Consider the following 18549-nt stretch of genomic DNA (forward strand, 5'->3'; position numbering starts at 1 on the left):
TCCCATCACAAAAAATGAGCTTGACCGGCATTTGCCTGCGTTGTCCGCGGTGTTGCCTTGCGGTTTGTTATCCTGAATGAAGATGGGAACCAACCAACCAACCAACCAACCAACCAACCAACTAACTAACTAACTAACTAACTAACTAACTAACCAGCCTCACATGGAAAACGAACTATCAACACTATCGCAGCAGAAGCATGCTGGCAAGTATTATAAGATGCTTCATAATAATTCATTGGTATGGCATTTTTTGGTTGAATGGCCACCGGCAAATGGCCACTGCAAGCATTAGAAAAGGTAAAAATGTCAGTGTTTCAAAAAGCAAAATACGAATCACCTGCTCGTCAAAGGGCGGCGGCACATGAGGCAGGGTTTTCAGCCAGGGAACAGGAAGGGAAACCAATGCCTCGCTGAAGGGCCAGAACATGGCCAGACGGGAGTCCACATAAAGGCTGTCCAATATAAAATGGCTCAGCCAGGCGATTGCCAGGCCGATGATTACGCGCCGGTGCGCCTGCCGCACCCGTGCCCGCTGCAGGTAAAAACAGGCGGCAAGACACACCATAGCAGCGCCGTTTACAAATATGCTGTGACTGACAAAAAGATGGTCATGCCCCCAGCCTGGAATGGGCCAGTCGGGCAGATTGGCGGCAGCAATGATCGCTACAAGGATGATCAGGCGCCGGTACAAAGTGCCCCGTGCCGGCACACACAAAACCCCCACACTAGCGCCTACCAGGCAATGTCCCAGTGATGTCATGGTAAAATCCGTTCCTTAATCTATATATTCGTCGAGCTGTGGCAAGACATCGCGCAGGACAAAACCATAATCGGGCACCAGGCCGAGTGCCTTGGTGGCATACTGTCTGGCCTCGGACGGTCTCTTGCAGAGAATCTCAAGCTGGGCCAGATGAGCGAGTATTTCCGCGCGGGTGGCCCAGCGAACGATCAGCCGGTCCTGCTCCTGCCAGTTAAGAGTTGCCGCCAGTGCTTTTTCAAGAAATTGCCTTGCCCGCTTCGTACCGCCCCCGAAAACGATGGGGGTCCACATCGACTCGATGCCGGCGATCAGATAGGGTTTGGGACTGCGCTCATCCCCCATCCGAAAGGCGTCCATCAAACGGTTTTTTGACAGGTTCCCGTAATAAAGCATCTTAAACGTCTTCAAGGATGCCAGTTTGCCATATACATCGGCCAGGACAATGGTGCTTTCTGCACTGGGCCATCGTTCCTGGACAAGCTGCATATGCGCCAAGGCGTCGGTGTAGTGCTGATAGGCCCTGTCCCTGTTGTCATGGCGCTCTATATTTCCCAGCTGAACGTTGATCAGTCCCGCGTAGTAGTGGGGGTGCCAGGCCCCCGGGTGCTGATCGATCAGATTGCGGGACTTTACCAGAAGCTGGCGCACCGATGCTTCGTCATGTGAAAAATAGGCTGCTTCGATCTGGGTTTTAAGCGTGTAGCATTCAGGGCATACCGATGCGGGTTGCATTTCTGCCGTGACGGTCAACCCGGTCAGATGAAATGAAAAAAAAGCGGTTATCACGATCAGAAGGCGTGTCATGGTAAATTCCTGGTGTGCGGGAAGCGTTTAAAAAATTGCCTGATCAGTTCTGCAACATCAAAATAAAGAACAATAAAATGTTCCCGATCGGCAAGCCGGCTGAATCCGGAAAATTTTTCAATGCCTCTGGCCGTATCAAAGGCCCCGTGGATGACAACCACCAGCGGCATAGCGGTTATTCCGTCGTATCCTGAAGGAATGTGAACACTGTACGATCGCTGAAACGCGCCGGTGAAAAGATCCATGCGCTGGTGATAAGTGGCAGGGCCATTGATCGGGGAGGGCGGTAATGCCCCAGTGCAGCCATTCAAAAAGACAATTGAAATGAATAAGCCGAACAGGCCGTATGGTAGACCTCGGTTCATTGTGTTCTGGATCCGGTTCAAAGCGTCAGCAGCGTTTGATGATGGCTTGTATTAGAATAGCAACAGGCTGACTGCTAACTTCAAGGATTTTTTTGTATCCATAATGTAAATGATATTATCTTTTTTCAGGGCCAGTCAATGACCTTGATCAACCGAAGCATTCTTACCCAACCGTGGGGATCAATGTGTCAACGGCGCTGGACACCTGAATTTTCAACCATCTGCTCGAGGGCTTGAACGGACTGGAACCCGACCAGATTATGCGATCCCACCATAAAAGTCGGTACCGCACGGATGTTGTTTTGCCGCGACCGCTTCCAGTCTTCATCCACAGCGGCAAAGAACGTTCGCTGTGTCAGGACGTCCTGCGCTGTCCCCGGATCAAGGCCAATGCCCTGGCACAGGTCGATCAGCACGTTGGTATCACCAATATTCTTACCGTCCCGGAAATAGGCCAGAAATACGGCGTGGTGAAACGCATCCCCCACGCCCTTTGCCTCGGCCCATTTTCCAAGCTCCTGGGCCAGACGGCTGTTATAGGTCATGGAACGCTTGCCAAAGGCAAGGCCCAGTTCACCGGCCACCGATGTGAGCCGCTTGAGCATGGCCGGGATGTCAACCGGCTGGCCGGCGAAAAGGTCCTCCAGGGTCTGCCCGCCTGCGGGTGTTTCTGGATGCAGGGGGAAGGCACGCCACTGGACACGCAGCGCGAAGGTGCGTTGAAGCTGTTCAATACGCCCGGTACTGAAGTAGCACCACGGTCAGATGTAGTCGGAGTAGATCTCCAAAATCGGTGATGGATTTTCGTTTTCCATTTCTGCAGCTCCCCTTTTTCCCTGGATATAACGTGTTAATTCAAGGATTAGCATGTTAAGTCGCTTGTCAAGCCTGCTGTGTTGCCGTGGCAAGGTCACCGCATTTGAATCAATGCTACACCTCGCTCCCATGCTCTGCATTGGAGCGCCCTCCCTTTATCCATCGAACCGGTGGAGGGTTCCCACGCAGGCGCGCATCCCTGCCAACTTAACTGGTTCCGAAGCTCCGCTTGGGAACCTTTATTCCGTAAAGGTGAACAGTGGTACGCGCTCCCGTGCGGAGCATGGGAGCGAGATGAACAACAATGATTGGCAGACCCGAGTGCGCCATCACGCGGACGACAATTATTTCTCATTGAAATAAATTATCTTCGGATGTGCTTATCAATATTTCTCGTAGCAAAATGATCTGCAGCTTATCAATCAGTCTTTGAGAACTTAATTTTTTTGAAACAAATTAAATCGTTGACTCTTTATTGAAGGTCTTCTAACCTAAATTATGAGAAAAACGAAAGGGAAGCCTATTGGAAAATATCAGTATTGATTTTTTTCTCACACCTGACGGCCCGAGCGGACGGCGCGTGCGCACCCATCTGGCCAGATACGCACCAGGCCTTTACCGTATTGCCGGGCCCTGGTCAGAGTTGATGGCCAGGGCGCATGCCGCCTATATGCTGCAACCACAGGCGACCGCCTGGTCGGAAACACTTCGGACACTGGCAGCAAAAAATGGGGATCACTTCTGGAGCGGCAGCGTTGATGTCGCGCCTGAGGAAACGATCGCCGAGCTGGGTGCCGCGCTGACGCGTCTGATCGAAGGGGGCGGACCGGATGCCAATTGGGATGCTGGATTGGACCAACTGCCCCGTCCCTCCCGGCTGCGCACACGAATTTCCCAGCTTGCGGAATTGATCAAACAGATCGGTACGCTGCCCGAATCATTTCAGATGATGGCAGATTTGTTAAGCACCCGGCACCAGCCATTGAGACCCATACGTGTGGTTCATCTTCCTGATCTGTTGCCCCTGAACAAGTGGCAGGAGGCGGTATTGAACCGGCTGGCCAAAGATGCCCCTGTCGCTGACAGCAGGCTGCAAGGCATCCTCAACCATGCCCTGGAGCCGGTTAAAACCGCCAAACCGGCGCTATTGGCGGCCCGATCCCTTTTTGCATCGACAGAGGAATCGATGCAGATGGACGAAAGCGTTCATGTGCTGGCTGCCCGTGATCGTCTGGAAGAGGTGGAAATTGCCGCCGGTATGATTCAAAAAGCCATTGGCCGGGGAGCGCCGGCCTGCCAATGGGGACTGTTGCTGCCAAATGATGCATTTACCATCCAGACCGTCGAAGCGGTTTTCAAACACTACCATCTTCCCTTATCCGGCCTGGAGTATCGTGCATGGCAGCGGGATCTGGGCCGGGAAGTGGTTTACCTGATGCTCGTGTGTCTGCGCAAACCCGCACCGGTCATGGCCATTGCAGCACTGTTGACATCTGCCCTGATGCCCTGGTCCCTGGAGATCGGAGAACATTATGCCCAGGCGCTGATGAACGGGGATATGGCGCTGAAACGCTGCTCTCCGGATGACAATGCCAGACGACTGATGGGGGCCATTGATGATGGGGCTGAAACGCGATTGAGCCTTCGGCAGCATCTGGACACGTTAAAAACTCTTATAGAAAAAGAAGAACAACTCCCTGACCATCGCCAACGGGCGATGGATTGTATCGATGATGTCCTGCTGTCACTTGAGAAGATGACCGATGATATAGACTGGGACAGCCTGCTCGCCAGGACCAGGCCGCAAACCATCACCGTCGATCGGCAGCGGACCTACTGGAAAGAAGGCATCGCGGTTTTTCATGAAGGCCAGGAACCGTGGCGGCGTGTGAATCATTTGCTGGTGTTGGGGTTCAACGACGGTCATTTTCCGTCGGGCAGCAAAGCATCGGCTGTCCTGACGGATGCCGAGTGGGAGCAGGCGGCATCAACTGGATGGGCGGTCACCACTGCTGAGCTTAAAAGAGAACAGCAACGGCATCGCTTTTCCCGGCAACTGGGTGCGGCATCGGACAGCCTTACCTTTCTGTTTTCACACCGGGATCCAGGTGGCAACACGCTGGAGGCGTCCAGCTCTCTGGTCTTTCTGGCGCGCCGGTTTGGCTGCGCGCCAGAGGACCTGGTGCTCGAGGCCGGCCGCCGGGAGGATCGGCAAAAGGTGCCTGAACTGTCTGTCGCCGAATCCGCCAGATCGGTTTTGCCACGGGCGTTGCCGCTTGCCGACATTGATCTGAAGCGTGATCTGCTTGCTGCCATGGATCCCGAATCCGACCAGCCTGTTGCCTTGTCTCCCAGTGCTGCTGATACCCTGATGGTATCCCCGTTTGCCTGGCTGCTCAGACGACTGGACTGCGAGCCCCGGGTGTGGGGCACGGATGCGCTGAATCCCATCATTGCCGGAATGCTGGCCCACGGTGTGTTTGAAAAGCTTTTTCTCGTGGGCAGGCCGTTGATTGAAAAGGATCGGATTCCTGAAACGGTGTCTATTTTATTGAATCGAATGATGTTGACGATGGCGCCGTTTTTACGCGGTCCGGACTGGCGGGTCGAGCGGCTCAAACTGGAGTCGGAAATCATTCGGGCGGCCGAGCGCTGGAGAGACCTGCTGGATGCCTGGGGGGCTACGGTGATTGGTGCCGAGCGCTGGCTCAAAGGCGTTTACAAAAAAATCCCGCTGCGTGGCCAAAGCGATCTTTTATTGCAATTGCCTTCCGGCAAACTGCTGGTCGTGGATTACAAGAAGTCATCCAGTAAAAAACGCCGCCAACGGATGCGCAGCAAATTTGACCTGCAGGCCAACCTTTACCGTCTGATGATCCAGTCCAACGGGTTTCCCGGTCCGGATCACGCATCATCTGATATCGGAGTGGTCTATTATCTTCTCGACGATATGACAGCCTTGTCGGACAGCCCGATTGTCGCCCGGGACACCGTGCCGGGACTGGAAATCATGGATCATGACATTTCCTTGGAGGCCATGCGGCACCTGGACCGGCGATTGGATGAGATCCACTTGGGCCGGGTGATGCTCAACACTACCGAAGATGAAGCCTGGTGGGACAAAAATGCCGGCATCAAGGTCTATGCGCTGGACAACAGTCCGCTTTTGCGTTTGTTCATGCACGAGAAAAAGGAGGCATCATGAGTGCCCTGCCGCGATTAACCATGGTTCCAGCCGGTGCGGGATCCGGGAAAACATATCGCATTAAAGAGCAGCTGGCCGACTGGGTCAACGCCGGTCAGGTGGGGCCGGACCGCATTGCCGCTGTCACCTTTACCGAAACGGCCGCCAGCGAACTGCGCGATCGGATACGCATCGAACTGATGGCCCGGGATCGCCTGGAAGATGCCCTGCGTCTGGATCAATCCTTTATTTCCACGATTCACGGATTTGGCAACCGCCTGCTGGTGGAGTACGCCTTTGAAGCACAATGCTCTCCGGACACCCGTCTGTTGGAAGAAGATGAAGAGGGACTGCTGCTGAGAAAGGCCATCGCCAATATCCAGCGGATCGAAACCATCAGCCGCAGACTGGCGGCCTTTGGATATCGGTACGATTTTTTGAGCGGAAGAGACGGCGCGGGCCAGTTTCGGGATCACATCCTTGATTGCGTCAAGCGGTTGCGCGTCATCGGTGGCGATTTGAAGCGGACTGACCGGCTGGCCTGGGCCCTGGACTATCTTGAACAAACCTACGGGGCAACAGAGGATGCCGACACGCTGACTACCACACTCAAGCACAGCGTGCAGCAATTGCTCTACCAATATCCCACTTGCATGCGTGATTATGTGAACTCCGACAGCGCCAAAGCGGCAGTTGAAGCGGATTATCGCTGGCTTCAGGAAGCTGCCACCACCCCTGCCCTGGATGACGATTGGACGCTCTGGAAAAAACTTCAGCAGCTGAAGGTCTTTAAATCCAACAAACAGCTGCCGGCGGACTATCAGGAACTGGCCCGCACTGTGATCGGCCACGCCGACAATCTTTATGTGCATCCGGGACCACTGGAAAATGCCAGGCAGCACGTCAGGGTGCTTTTGCAGTCGGCATATGACGCCCTGGCCGACTATGCCGCGCGTAAACGGGAGAAAGGGATTGTCGACTATACCGATATGATCGATATGGCCTGGCGACTGCTGGACATTCCCGAAGTGGTCGAACACGTTGCCGGTCGTTTCGACTGCCTGGTGATCGACGAGTTCCAGGACACCAATCCCTTACAGTTCGCCATGCTTTGGAAGTTGTATCGCCAAGGGGTCCCGGCCCTTGTGGTGGGGGATGTCAAGCAATCCATCATGGGATTCCAATCCGCCGACCCCAGGCTGATGTGCGCCATGATGGACTGTCATCATGAGTGTTGCCAGCCGCTTGACTGTAATTGGCGCTCCCAGCCGGCGCTGATGGATGTGGTCAATGCCGTGGGAGAAAAGATGTTCGCTGACGGGTACACCTGCTTGACCCCGCGGGCCGCCTTCACGAGCCGGCTGTCGGCCCTGGAAGCCATCGCCTTTGAAGGCAAGGGCATCAAACCAAAAATCCAGGCCCAGCACGTTGCCGCACGCATCAAGGCGATTCTTTGTGGTGGTCAGACCCAGGTTTACGATTCGCATCTGAAGTGTCACCGTCCCGTGCGGGGTGGGGATATCGCCATCCTCGGCCTCACTCACAAAAGGCTTGGTGTGTACGCCGAGGCGTTGACCGAACTGGGCGTGAATAGCAGGCTGGAGCAGGACGGCTGGTTTGCGAGCCGCCCTGTCCAGCTGCTTTACCATGGCCTCTGCCTGGTGGCTGATCCCGATGACCGCCATGCCGCGTTATACCTGGCGGTGACCGAGCTGGGCCATGACGACCTGACATCAGCTACCGGCGCACTGCTTGAGGGTGAGCCACTTTGTTTGCCTTTCCTGGAAGAGTTGCTTGCGCTTGCCACGCAAAGTGCCGCATCGGGCGTCGATGAACTGGTGGCCCGAACCATCGACATCATGAAACTGTATGATGTCGTTTCCACCTGGCCTGACGCAGCCCAGGCGCGGGCCAATCTGCTCAGGGTTCAGGCCGAGGCCCAGGCTTTCATTCTCACCGAACGGGAAGCCCTGGCGGGAGGCGGATTCTACGGCAGTGGATTAAAGACCTTTCTGGCGTGGCTGCGACGAAAAATTGAGGAAAAAGATGGCGATCGGCAACCGGCCCCTCAGGTGCATGATGAAGATGCCGTCCAGCTGTTCACCTGGCATGCGGCCAAAGGCATGGAGTGGCCTATCGTCGTGGTGACGACACTGGATAAGACGGTCAGCAGCCGGCTGCCCAGCCTGGATATCGATTACGCCACCTTCAGCGATCTGGATGCTGTGCTGGACAATGCCCGAATCGCCTTTTCTCCTCAGTTCGCCGCTTCCGTCACCAACGATCGCTTTCAATTGCCGTTGGACGAAAAGGCGCGTGTGGAAGGACTGAACCTGCTCTACGTGGCGCTGACCAGGCCACGGGAGCAATTGATTCTGGAATGGCCGCAACAGCTGGCCGCCAGTTCCCGTTACACATTTTGGCATCTGTTCCAGGATGTGGCAAACGTACGCCTTGAAGCCAATTGTCTGTGGGTGGGCGACCAGGCCTTCGCATGCCGTGTGACCGAAGCGGATAAAGAACCGCCGGCGGTATCCGATGCCTCGCTCCGGCCAGCGTCGCCATCACTTCCCGTGATGGGTAGAAGGGCGCTGCAACCGGCCAGGTCTCACGGCTGGCTGACACCGGCTTTTTTGACGCCTTCAAAAATTCACGCTTCAAGGGGCGGCAAAAAAAACGTGTCCATGGCAACGTTAACCTATGGCCGGGCGGTCCGCTTGACCCTGCCGTCCGGCGCCGAGCGCGGGTTGATCGTGCACCGGGCGCTTGAGTTGCTGTGCCAGGGCGCGCCTGAACAACGCGCCCGATCGCTCCTGGGCATTTTTGTTGAGGACGTTGACTGGCAGCGACTGAAACAGATTGCCGACCAATTCATGCAAACGCTACACGAGTGGTTCCACCCCAAGGCTCTGCATTGGGAGGTGCCGATCGTTGGCTGTGATTCGTCCGGCAGCGTGATCGGCGGTACCATTGATTTGTTGATGGAGACCGATGATGGCCATTGGATCATTGATCACAAATCTGATGAAACCGAAGACCGAGAAAGGCGATTCGCTACCTATTGGCCACAACTGGATTGTTATGCCAGAGCACTTGAAGATGGGATGGGATGCCGTGTCGGAGGCATGGCCATTCACTGGGTGAGTTATGGTGAAGTCAGCTGTGTGCCGACCCCGATCTGACCCGCAGGCAACGAAAAATTTGATTAAAGTTGATGTTCAAAACTAGCGATAGGTCATAGAAGTAATCATAAAACCTTTCATGGAGGTAGAAAATGACTCCAATCAGGTTTATCGCCCTATACGTTGTTTTGATCTGCATGGCCGGAATCGCTGATACCAAGCTCAATCAATGGCTTGAAGAGAACGATGTGACCCATTTTTCCAATATCGCACCAATTCAAGTCGATGATGCGGTTCACAACATAACCGATAAGCAGCAGCCCCCAATTCCCTAACCGTTATTCCTCATATTACGCCTGCCATTATCATATAGCCACATCCCGTTGCTGGAATGGATACGGCCGTGCCCCGAATCGTCAACGTTACGCAAACAGGCTCTTAGCGTTTCGATTCAGCCTTGGTGATTATTTTCGTCCAAAACCAATCTGGAAATAAAGGAGCCCATCTTGCAGCGTTCCCCAGCCTCTGACCATGCATTGCACCGGCAACTGATGGAGTTTTATAGCGGCCTTTCCCCATTGCACCAGGACGTAATCCATATTCTGGCCATCATTTATGACTATTCGGCGCGTACCAACATCCTCAACGCGTTGAAAAGACTATACGCTGACGACGAAAAGATCAAAAAGCAAAAGGTCGGTGATTTGGATCCGATTTTGGATCGTTTGGTCAGTGCGCGGCTTGTGGAAGAAAATGGCATCCACTTTCAGTGTGCCGATTCAATTAAGGACCCCATTTATCAAAGGTTGGTTGATATCGGCCGTTTTGATGAAATCGCCGATGCCGTTTCCAAAGCCCTGCCAATGGCACTGCCATCCCTTTGTTCTTATTTTTGGAAAGGCATTCGACTTGAAACAGATCGACCAAACGATCCAAAGCCGCCATGGACCTTGATGGTGGGGTCAGGCTGATCACCACCGGTACCCCCATCGAGAATCACCTGGGAGAGTTGTGGAACCTTTTCCGGTTCATCAACCCGGGTCTGCTGGGATCATTAAAATCGTTCAGCGAGAAATTTGCCGCGCCCATCGAAAACAATCATGACCGTGCGGCCCGCCGGCGGCTGAAAAAACTGGTCCAGCCGTTTATTCTCAGACGCACCAAAAGTCAGGTGTTGGATGAATTGCCCCAGCGCACGGATATCCTTATCCCGGTGGCGTTGAGTGACGATGAACGCTCGTTTTATGAAGCATTGCGCCACAAGGCCCTGGTCTTCAGTCAATTTACGGGACATCTGAAGATTATTCGCGACTATGTGGAGGGTCAGTCGATAGCATACCAGTATCTTGACGGTCACACATCCGAAACGGCTGTAACGGGCCTTTTACGCCTCGTTCAAGAGTTGACCGATTTCCATGATAGAAGATCTTAAATTTTCAAGATCGGTTTCATCGAATGTGTAGGTGTAAAGGCCGCTTTTTTGATTGACCTCTTCCATGATTGCTTGCATGAGAAGCCCACCGGCCACTTTTTTGTCTACATCCGAGTAATACGCTCTGGTAAATTCGGAGTTGAAAGGCATGAAGGTGCAGGAGCGGGCCATGCCCGCGAAAAAATTTATTCTCGGAATATCAACTGTGATGAGAAGATTGGGATGATTTATTTTTTCTTTGCATCACGTTCCTGTCTGACAAATTCCGGACCCGCCTCCTGGAATGCTTTCATGTATTTTCCCGGCATATTGTCAAATGATTTTCTGAATTGGGCCATCATCTGGGAAAATTGTTGCTCGGCTGATTTTTTGTCCTGCAATTTTGCATTAAGCAGCATCTTGTCCAACCCCAAGACGTCAGCAAATTGTTCTGCAAGTTGTGAATGAACCGTTTCTTTAGCGCCCGTTGGCGGGGTTGTCAGTAAATGGTAGGCATGGTAATCGCATCGGTCGTCGGTTGATGATCAATGCATTATTGCATTTGAATGGTTTCCTGGCGCACACTCCCGCTTTCCCCGGGAAAATCCTTGAACAATGCTTTGATTACTTCAGGCATGATTACAGACAGTCGTGAAGGCCCGCCTCGGATTTTAACGCTGGCTCTGTATGCCACATAGGGCTTTTTATTTTTTGCTGCCTCATGGTTAAAAATCGTCAACCGAAATAGCCGGCTATTTTCGTTTGGGTCAACAGCACCAGTAGGTGTGCTTGTAATGTGATCCGCAGTGGAAGACAACACGCCATCTTGTCCAAACTCAGGAATGGACAACAGGAATGCTTCCCCATTATCGATGCCGTAGTCAAAGACCACAAGCATTTCAGCCAAAGCAGGATCATCGACCTCCACATAATTATGGGACAGCAAGGCTGAGCGAACTTCTTCCTTGTACACGATATACTCGAACGTATCTTCCTGAAATTCGAATGGAAGAAAAAGATACGTTACCGGAACATGCGCGATTTTCAGCTGATGAAAAACGGATATATCAGATACGACGGTACTGCATCCGAGGACAACACAGACCATAAAAATTAACAAGTATCTGAAAAACCACGCTGATTTTACTGATCGTGGTGTGAAATATGGCAACCGTTACCTCCTTGGAATTTGATTTAATCGAAAACCGAACAGGAGGGGAACATGTGGATGATTTGTAAATATTTAACATCCAATTGGATAGATTTCAAGGCACGTCCATTTAAAGACAAGTAAAAAGAAGAATGAGGCGGGTTTTGTCAGTACAAACAACACTTTCGTGAAGGCGCGGATAGTGGAAAAATGGGTCATTTGAAGATGAAGCCATTTAAACGATAACTATTCTACTGATAACGTCATATTTTCTACCGTATTGGTGTTTTTGGTGCCAAAGAATTGGTAATGATTCATTGCCATGTCTGATAGAAGTTCGTAAATGCCAAATGTGTCGATGGCTTGGGCATGTTTGCCTTTGGTTGGTTTGCCATCATGGATCGGTGCAGAACAGGCAGCATCTTGTCCAAGACGCTGCCTGTTTATCTTCTTCAAAAAGCTATTTTTTTATGGTGTGGCGGATAAGACGCCTTGCTTGAAAGCCTCGATGCCGATGTCGTCAATCATGAAGCCGAGGCGGTAACGTCGTGAATTGGCCTTATAGTAAGCGATGGTTTTGGCCACCATCTCAAGAGCCTCATCCCAGCCAAGATCCTCGAACAGCAGCTCAGCCAGGCGCGGTTTGATCCCTCCCATGCCACCAACCAGAATATTCCAGCCTTTTTTGGTTCCGTAAAGGGATAAATCCTTGATGCAGTTTTCACCGCATTGAATCTGGCAGCCACTGACCGCCATCTTCATCTTGCTGGGCAGGATCATCCCGTGGTAGCGCTCATCCATTATTTTGCCCATTTTGATGCTGTCCTGTTTGGCCAGCCGGCAATGTTCGATGCCCGGGCACACCTTGACGCTACGAACGCACAGGCCGACGGCATAGCCTTTATCAAATTCCAGTTCGTCCCAGATGGCGTCCACATCGGCTTCCTCGATACCCAGAAGGGCAATGCGGGCGGCACTGGTGATCTTTAACGTGGAAATATTGTATTTGCGGGCAACACTGGCCAGTTTTTCCAAGATTTCGGGGGTAACAAGACCGCAAGGAACATGCGGCGCAATCCCGTAGGTTTTTTTATCTCGCTGTAATATAACACCTTTTTCGCCATCCTTAAGCATGACCATCTCCTTTTCTGATTTTTATCGCTGCTGAATATGTCAAACCGTTTCGTGCGTGTCAATATGGGGGCAGAACCGCGCCAGGGCAGATGTATTTGGATCGATTTGAATTTTCCATGGACCATGCCGTTTATATGAAAAATCGGCAATGCATCTTTTTCGTACCTGTAATCGACCATTTTTGCAGTTTTTGTAATTTAAAACGATTCTTCATTATACTACCCAAAGAGACTGAATTTTCCCTTTTACCCATAACCTCGTGAGTTAACAGGAGAACGAAATACTCACGATGACGCCTATGAAAACCAAATTTGTATAGGCATGTTTATTGCTGAAAAAAGTCCAAGTTTTGTCAGGCCCTAACGTTCCCATAGCCATATCATGCCTGGTTGTTTTTTTGTTCCTTTTGACTGGAGTAGCGATAATCGGACCATTTCGTGCTTTTGAGACGCAAAACACTTTTTTGACTGTAGGAGCCCTTCGCAGAATACTTATGACAATTGAGAAGAGAATTTCACCGACGCTGTTTCTGATTGCTTTGCTGCTTTTCGTTTTCACCGTCAGCCTTTCGGCCGGGGCCGACAATAACAAAAATATTGAGAATGAGGGGCCAGGGCCGAATCCCGACAAAAAAACCGAGGAAAAAGCGACCAAGGGGAATCAAATTACCCTGGACAATATCATTAGCTACGAAGAGGAGTTGATTCGAAGACTAAAAAAGAAACAAAGAGAATTATCCTATACCAGTTCCGAACAGGACCATAAACGACTGGAATCGGAGATTGCCAAGCTGAACAAGGAAATCAGTGATCTGAGACACAGCTTTGAGCAAATCGCCACCGGGGTGGATCTGTCTGCCTTTTTGGAACAATCTGAGGACGATTTCCGGTGGGATGAAGAGGCCTTGGAACTCTTAAAACCCGTGATCCATGAGCTAAAGAGTATTACGGCCAGGCCACGCCAGATCGAACGGACACGAGGGAAGGTTGAATTTTATAAAAGCCAGCTCGAAGTGGTAAAAGAGGGCATCGCCAAGCTTAACAATCTTCAAGCAAAGGCGAAATCGCGGGAGCTGAAAAAGCATCTCGACGAGATCGAGAAGCGATGGACCCTTCGGCAGGAACAACTTTCCAACCAATTGACCATTGCCAAGTTGCAGTTGGCGGAGCTCAACAAGGAAAAAGAACCCATCATCAAATCGATCCAGAAGATCGTTCAGGGGTTTTTCAGGGATCGAGGCCGAAACATGGTCGTATCGATCATCACCTTTGTCGGCGTCTTCCTTCTGTTGCGCCTGCTCCACCAATCCCTGATTCAGCGCACGATTCCGAAATTGGCCCGTCGCCGGACGTTCATTGTTCGTTTTTTCGATGTCATCTGCCAATTCATGACCGCTCTGGGAGCCACGGCGGCGGCAATGATGATACTCTATTTTTCCGGAGACTGGGTCCTTCTCAGTGTGTCCATCATTTTCCTCATTGGTGTGTTTTGGGCGGCAAAGCAGGGGCTTGGACAATACTGGGAACAAACCAAGCTTCTACTCAATATGGGCAGTGTCCGGGAGGGAGAGCGTGTTTTTTACAACGGTGTTCCCTGGCTGGTGGATCGAATTAATTACTATACCCGCCTTAAAAACCCCGACCTGAAAAATGACGCCGTCCGGCTTCCGATCAAAGAGCTCATGTCTTTGAACTCTTATCCCTTTCACCATAGTGCGCCATGGTTCCCCTGTAAGACAGGTGATTGGGTAATCCTTGCCGATGGGACGCGCGGCAAGGTCCTGCATCAATCCCATGAGGGGGTTCAGCTGGTCATGCGGGGAGGAAGCCGCAAGACCTATATGACTCAGACCTTTTTAGATTTAACGCCCCAAAATCTTTCGACCGGATTCCGGTTGAAAATTCCTTTTGGGCTTGATTACAAGTTGCAGGGAAAAATTACCACCCAAATCCCACAACTGCTCCAAGAAGCCGTGGAGCAGGGGATTTGTGACGCCGGTCACGAATCCGGGTTACATCGGGTGCAGGTTGAGTTCAGCTCGGCGGGCGCTTCGTCTCTGGATCTGGAAATCATTTGCGATTTCAAGGGAGAGGTGGCCGAGTTGTACAACAAACTTGCTCGTCTGGTTCAACGGATCGCCGTGGACACGGCCAACGACAATGGGTGGGATATTCCCTTTAACCAGATCGTTGTCCATCGCGCAGATGAATCGGAGGTGGCTGTTCAACGTGTTGCCGCATGATACCGAAACAGCCTTTTCACCCCTCACAAATTCTTTTATGATAAAGGAATTGGCTGTCAAAGGGGGGTGAGGCAATGGACAAAAAAACAGGTACTGACCCGGGCATAGAAATCATTGGCGCGGAATCCATGGGGGTACGAAGCCTTTGTTGCGTCGTCAACACACCTTCTCGGCGCATTGTTATCGATCCGGGGGTGGCATTGGGGTATGTGCGCAGCGGGCTGTTGCCGCATCCTTTTCAGGTTGCCATCGGGCGTCGTGTCCGGAGGAAGATCCTGCAGGCGCTGAAAGGGGCGACCGATGTGGTGCTCAGCCATTATCACGGCGATCATGTGCCGCTTGCCGAGGCCAATCCATACCAATTATCAATTCGGGACCTTCCGGATACGTTTCGACATTTGTCCTGTTGGTGCAAATCCGGCGATGATCTATCCACCAATATGAGAAAACGATTCGATGCGTTGGCTGATCTGATGGGTAGCAAGATGCAGATTGCTGAAGGGCGGTCGGAAGGGGACATCGCTTTTTCGCCCTCCGTCCCCCACGGTGCCGCCGGTGGCAACATGGGCACTGTCATGATGACGCGCATTGAAGTGGCGCACCGTGTATTCGTGCATGCCTCCGATATTCAACTGCTGGACCCACCGACGGTGGATCGGGTGATCGACTGGCGACCGGATGTCCTTTTGGCTGCCGGCCCCCCACTTTATCTCAGCCGCCTGAGCGATGTCCAGCGCCATACTGCATGGGAAAACGCACTTCGCCTGGCGCAAGTCATCGATGTGCTGATTCTCGATCACCACCTGATGCGCAGTGAAAACGGTGCTGTCTGGCTGGATGCGCTTGGTGCCGCCACAGGCAAAAAAATCTATTGTGCGGCGGATTACATGGGACTTCCGCGGCAGCTACTGGAGGCGCAACGGGCTGACTTGTATCAGAAAATGCCAGTTTCGCCGGGATGGCACGATATCTATGCCCAGACGATGCCACGCTGACGGATCCAACCTATCCGTAAAGCCTGAATACAGACGCCGCCTGAGAGGCTCAGGATATCAGTTGGTTTGATTTGCACCAATAACAATTTCCGGGAAATGACCTTCCCTGCAGACCAATCCTTCTATGGATTCATTAAACGTCACTGCAAATCCATCCGCATCCCTGCGGACCACTCTGCCGTATGCTTGTACGATGTTGTCAAAGTTCAGCAATGGGAACTTGGTCGATACCGGTTGCCCAACGGCAATTTTTCTGTCTGTTTTGATAAACACGCCTGCAGCACCGATATTTTTGATAAAGTCTCTAAATGTGCCCTCCAGGACGGTATATTCAGCAATCACATAAGCAGTTCGACCAGAGATTTTGCGCTGTTCAGCTTTGGGCTCCATTTTCCGTTCACCTTTTCCTTCACAACAGAATGTGCCAAAACCGAATTTTTGGACGCCAATAATTGATTCCGAGTTGGAAGCGAGCCGTGCCGGCATGGCTTCGCGTAAGAGTCGAGCTTCCACTTTATCGCGTCAGCACGCTCATGAATCAGTGCGGCAACATCCTGTTTGATCAATTCCACAAGGTCGCGTTCCGTTTGTTTTCCAATGGTATTAGATGGCGAGGACAGCACACCCTCGCAAAGTTTTTATTTAGTGTCAAGAAGGAATGCGTGCATCAATCACTTGCCATAATCAGACAACAAATGGACTAAATCGGTTTCGTTGATCTTCATGTTGAAATCCATGTCCGCTGCCGGATTAAAGTTCTCTTCACCGGCCTCGGAGTCAAAGGCAGACTGCATTTGCCACAGGTCGATGCCGTCCACGTCTCCATCTTTATCCAGATCACCCCCGGCGTATTCTCCGGCGATGATGGTTACGGTTCCAAGCTTGTATCGCGTATTGCCGTCATGGCCGGTGTTGGCCAGTCGTATCCCGGGCTGACCGGTGGCAGGGTCTAGCATGTAAAAGAGAATATCGTAAGTCCCGGGTGGCACAGATAAAGAAATGTTGGCTGTCATAACCGTTTCTCTGGGCAGCCATGTTCGGCAATCCCATCTGGCCTCGGTCATCTCGACGTCTGCCGCCAGATTGCCGGATTGAGCCAGAGCGATGTGCACCGGCCAGGGGTAATACAGCGGGGCACTGCCCTCATTGACCATCGTTATGGCCAAAGAAAGCGCTGCTGAAGCCGGATCATTCCAGCGCGCTTCATGGATTCTGAAACGATAACCCATACGCTTGTAGGCGGTGCGCGCATTGTCCAACAAAGTTCCACTGGCGGCGAGCAGGCTGCCCCCGGCCGGACCAATGAACGACCAATGATTGCGGACGATAAAATCAAGATTCAGATCGAAGCGCTGACTGAATCCCTCGCGTGCCCCTTGCTCTGAACCACAGAATTCACCGGTGACCATTCCGGTTGCGGCCAATGCATCTATATCAATGTCCAGGGCATCCATGGATTCATCGAACCAGTCATTGCTGTCGGCGGTTCCCAGGCAATCGTTGCGGATACCATACCCCCGCTCGGCCATATAAACCATGGCAAAATCGTCATCAAAAGGAATTACCAGTTGCTTGTCCGGAAAGGCGGCCAGGTAGGCGTCGAGAATTCGTTGCTTGGTTGCCTGACTGGCCGCTAAATGCTCGTTCTGGTAAACATGCCACTCGCCCCAGATACCGTAACTGCCCACATCGATCCAGGCGATGCGTGGATCATTGTTGTATCTATCCCCCAGCGCCGCGATGATGCGGTCATGCTGGCCTAAGAAAACCGGATCATCCCAATCCGGCAGGGTTCCACTGCCGCCGTCGATGGAATAGGGGAATGTGGCAACGCCCGCCGATACCAGCCAATCCGGGATGTCGGTCAAATCGCCACTCCATGGATCGGCGCATTTGAACCTGAACCCGATGCGACGTCCCAGGGCGGTGTGCTGCGTCCAGTCATCTTCAAGGGCGTTCCAGTCAATTACCCCGGGCATATCGGGTTCAAGTGCTTTCCAGGTCACATCATCGTAAACCAAGCTTTGAGGAATGGACGGATCCGCGTAAAATGTGTCGGCATAAGGGGCATAGCCCTTGTACGGATTGGGCAATAGGTCGCTTGTTGCCGATGGATGGACCACAATCAGCTCAGCACATCCGGTGCCGCCAACCAACAGCAGCGCCACTGCAAACAGACCGATGCAGGATAATTTTTTCATCAAGGATCCTTTCCGTTGATATTTTTTTGCTGTATGCATCCATCAAAAGAGAATAGAGGCTATCGGTTACGGTTCTCACTTTCCTTTTCAGGCTGTTGCGGATGCGTGGTTTTTGATGCACGCCGTGGTATTGCCAGCCACAAGACGAGCAATCCGTATACGGAAAGAAATGCCACGCTGACTAAAAATGCGTAGAGGATTGATCCGGTCCAGTCGTAAATCAGCGGGAAAAAGAAAGCATTGACCATGGTGGCGATCAGAATATGAACGACAAGTGGCGGGCCTTTGAGAAGATTGGCCATTGGACGCTCCTATACGGCGGATTCAAATGCGCTCCGCATTATTGTTTTTGAAAAAAAGCA

General features: G+C 52.1%; 18 protein-coding genes. 7 read left to right on the forward strand and 11 right to left on the reverse strand.

Annotated elements, in window-relative coordinates:
* Window positions 1-235 precede the first annotated feature (235 nt).
* The 4 genes from Dvar_RS21320 to Dvar_RS21335 all read right to left on the reverse strand — a co-directional run bounded on the left by Dvar_RS21320 (window position 236) and on the right by Dvar_RS21335 (window position 2747).
* Window positions 236-763 (reverse strand): metal-dependent hydrolase, encoded by a 528-nt coding sequence (locus tag Dvar_RS21320; protein WP_419663968.1) that lies wholly within the window; start codon window positions 761-763, stop codon window positions 236-238.
* 15 nt (window positions 764-778) lie between these two features.
* Window positions 779-1567, reverse strand: coding sequence for a hypothetical protein (locus Dvar_RS21325; RefSeq protein WP_419663969.1), 789 nt, complete (start codon window positions 1565-1567; stop codon window positions 779-781).
* Window positions 1564-1932, reverse strand: a complete 369-nt coding sequence (locus Dvar_RS21330; protein ID WP_419663970.1) for a hypothetical protein — start codon at window positions 1930-1932, stop codon at window positions 1564-1566. Before Dvar_RS21330 ends, Dvar_RS21325 begins: the two co-directional genes overlap by 4 nt.
* Window positions 1933-2120: 188 nt before the next feature.
* On the reverse strand, window positions 2121-2747 hold the full coding sequence (locus Dvar_RS21335) for a DsbA family oxidoreductase (RefSeq protein ID WP_419663971.1): 627 nt from the start codon (window positions 2745-2747) through the stop codon (window positions 2121-2123).
* Between the two features lie 524 nt (window positions 2748-3271).
* On the opposite strand from Dvar_RS21335, the gene Dvar_RS21340 reads away from it, so the two are divergent.
* The 5 genes from Dvar_RS21340 (at window position 3272) to Dvar_RS21360 (ending at window position 10486) form a co-directional block, all read left to right on the forward strand.
* Window positions 3272-5953 (forward strand): PD-(D/E)XK nuclease family protein, encoded by a 2682-nt coding sequence (locus tag Dvar_RS21340; RefSeq protein ID WP_419663972.1) that lies wholly within the window; start codon window positions 3272-3274, stop codon window positions 5951-5953.
* Window positions 5950-9114: a UvrD-helicase domain-containing protein gene (locus tag Dvar_RS21345; protein WP_419663973.1), complete on the forward strand. Its 3165-nt coding sequence runs from the start codon at window positions 5950-5952 to the stop codon at window positions 9112-9114. Before Dvar_RS21340 ends, Dvar_RS21345 begins: the two co-directional genes overlap by 4 nt.
* 92 nt (window positions 9115-9206) lie before the next feature.
* On the forward strand, window positions 9207-9389 hold the full coding sequence (locus Dvar_RS21350; RefSeq protein WP_419663974.1) for a hypothetical protein: 183 nt from the start codon (window positions 9207-9209) through the stop codon (window positions 9387-9389).
* A 171-nt stretch (window positions 9390-9560) separates the two neighbouring features.
* Complete coding sequence (locus Dvar_RS21355; protein WP_419663975.1) at window positions 9561-10025, forward strand: hypothetical protein; 465 nt, start codon at window positions 9561-9563, stop codon at window positions 10023-10025.
* Window positions 9998-10486, forward strand: coding sequence for an SNF2-related protein (locus Dvar_RS21360; protein WP_419663976.1), 489 nt, complete (start codon window positions 9998-10000; stop codon window positions 10484-10486). Before Dvar_RS21355 ends, Dvar_RS21360 begins: the two co-directional genes overlap by 28 nt.
* 227 nt (window positions 10487-10713) lie before the next feature.
* Here the strand turns inward: Dvar_RS21360 and Dvar_RS21365 are convergent, their stop codons facing one another.
* The 4 genes from Dvar_RS21365 to Dvar_RS21380 all read right to left on the reverse strand — a co-directional run bounded on the left by Dvar_RS21365 (window position 10714) and on the right by Dvar_RS21380 (window position 12749).
* On the reverse strand, window positions 10714-10884 hold the full coding sequence (locus Dvar_RS21365) for a hypothetical protein (RefSeq protein ID WP_419663977.1): 171 nt from the start codon (window positions 10882-10884) through the stop codon (window positions 10714-10716).
* Window positions 10885-11018: 134 nt separating this feature from the next.
* Window positions 11019-11636, reverse strand: coding sequence for a hypothetical protein (locus Dvar_RS21370; protein WP_419663978.1), 618 nt, complete (start codon window positions 11634-11636; stop codon window positions 11019-11021).
* Between the two features lie 225 nt (window positions 11637-11861).
* Window positions 11862-12071: a hypothetical protein gene (locus Dvar_RS21375; RefSeq protein WP_419663979.1), complete on the reverse strand. Its 210-nt coding sequence runs from the start codon at window positions 12069-12071 to the stop codon at window positions 11862-11864.
* A 12-nt stretch (window positions 12072-12083) separates the two neighbouring features.
* Window positions 12084-12749 (reverse strand): NAD(P)/FAD-dependent oxidoreductase, encoded by a 666-nt coding sequence (locus Dvar_RS21380; protein ID WP_419663980.1) that lies wholly within the window; start codon window positions 12747-12749, stop codon window positions 12084-12086.
* Window positions 12750-13242: 493 nt separating this feature from the next.
* Between Dvar_RS21380 and Dvar_RS21385 the strand changes: the two genes are divergently transcribed.
* Together Dvar_RS21385 and Dvar_RS21390 are read left to right on the forward strand one after the other, a co-directional pair.
* Window positions 13243-14991 (forward strand): hypothetical protein, encoded by a 1749-nt coding sequence (locus tag Dvar_RS21385; protein WP_419663981.1) that lies wholly within the window; start codon window positions 13243-13245, stop codon window positions 14989-14991.
* A 74-nt stretch (window positions 14992-15065) separates the two neighbouring features.
* Window positions 15066-15986, forward strand: a complete 921-nt coding sequence (locus Dvar_RS21390) for an MBL fold metallo-hydrolase (protein ID WP_419663982.1) — start codon at window positions 15066-15068, stop codon at window positions 15984-15986.
* A gap of 57 nt (window positions 15987-16043) precedes the next feature.
* Here the strand turns inward: Dvar_RS21390 and Dvar_RS21395 are convergent, their stop codons facing one another.
* The 3 genes from Dvar_RS21395 to Dvar_RS21405 all read right to left on the reverse strand — a co-directional run bounded on the left by Dvar_RS21395 (window position 16044) and on the right by Dvar_RS21405 (window position 18489).
* The gene (locus tag Dvar_RS21395; RefSeq protein WP_419663983.1) at window positions 16044-16376 is read right to left on the reverse strand and encodes a PilZ domain-containing protein; all 333 of its coding nucleotides are present in this window, start codon (window positions 16374-16376) and stop codon (window positions 16044-16046) included.
* A gap of 281 nt (window positions 16377-16657) precedes the next feature.
* Window positions 16658-18187 carry a DUF4832 domain-containing protein gene (locus Dvar_RS21400; RefSeq protein WP_419663984.1) on the reverse strand — a complete coding sequence of 510 codons (1530 nt, stop codon included), beginning with the start codon at window positions 18185-18187 and terminating at the stop codon, window positions 16658-16660.
* Window positions 18188-18246: 59 nt separating this feature from the next.
* Entirely contained in the window at window positions 18247-18489 is a 243-nt protein-coding gene (locus tag Dvar_RS21405; protein ID WP_419663985.1) for a hypothetical protein, read from the reverse strand.
* Window positions 18490-18549: the final 60 nt, after the last annotated feature.

It is taken from the genome of Desulfosarcina variabilis str. Montpellier (assembly GCF_048565275.1).
Taxonomy (GTDB): domain Bacteria; phylum Desulfobacterota; class Desulfobacteria; order Desulfobacterales; family Desulfosarcinaceae; genus Desulfosarcina; species Desulfosarcina variabilis.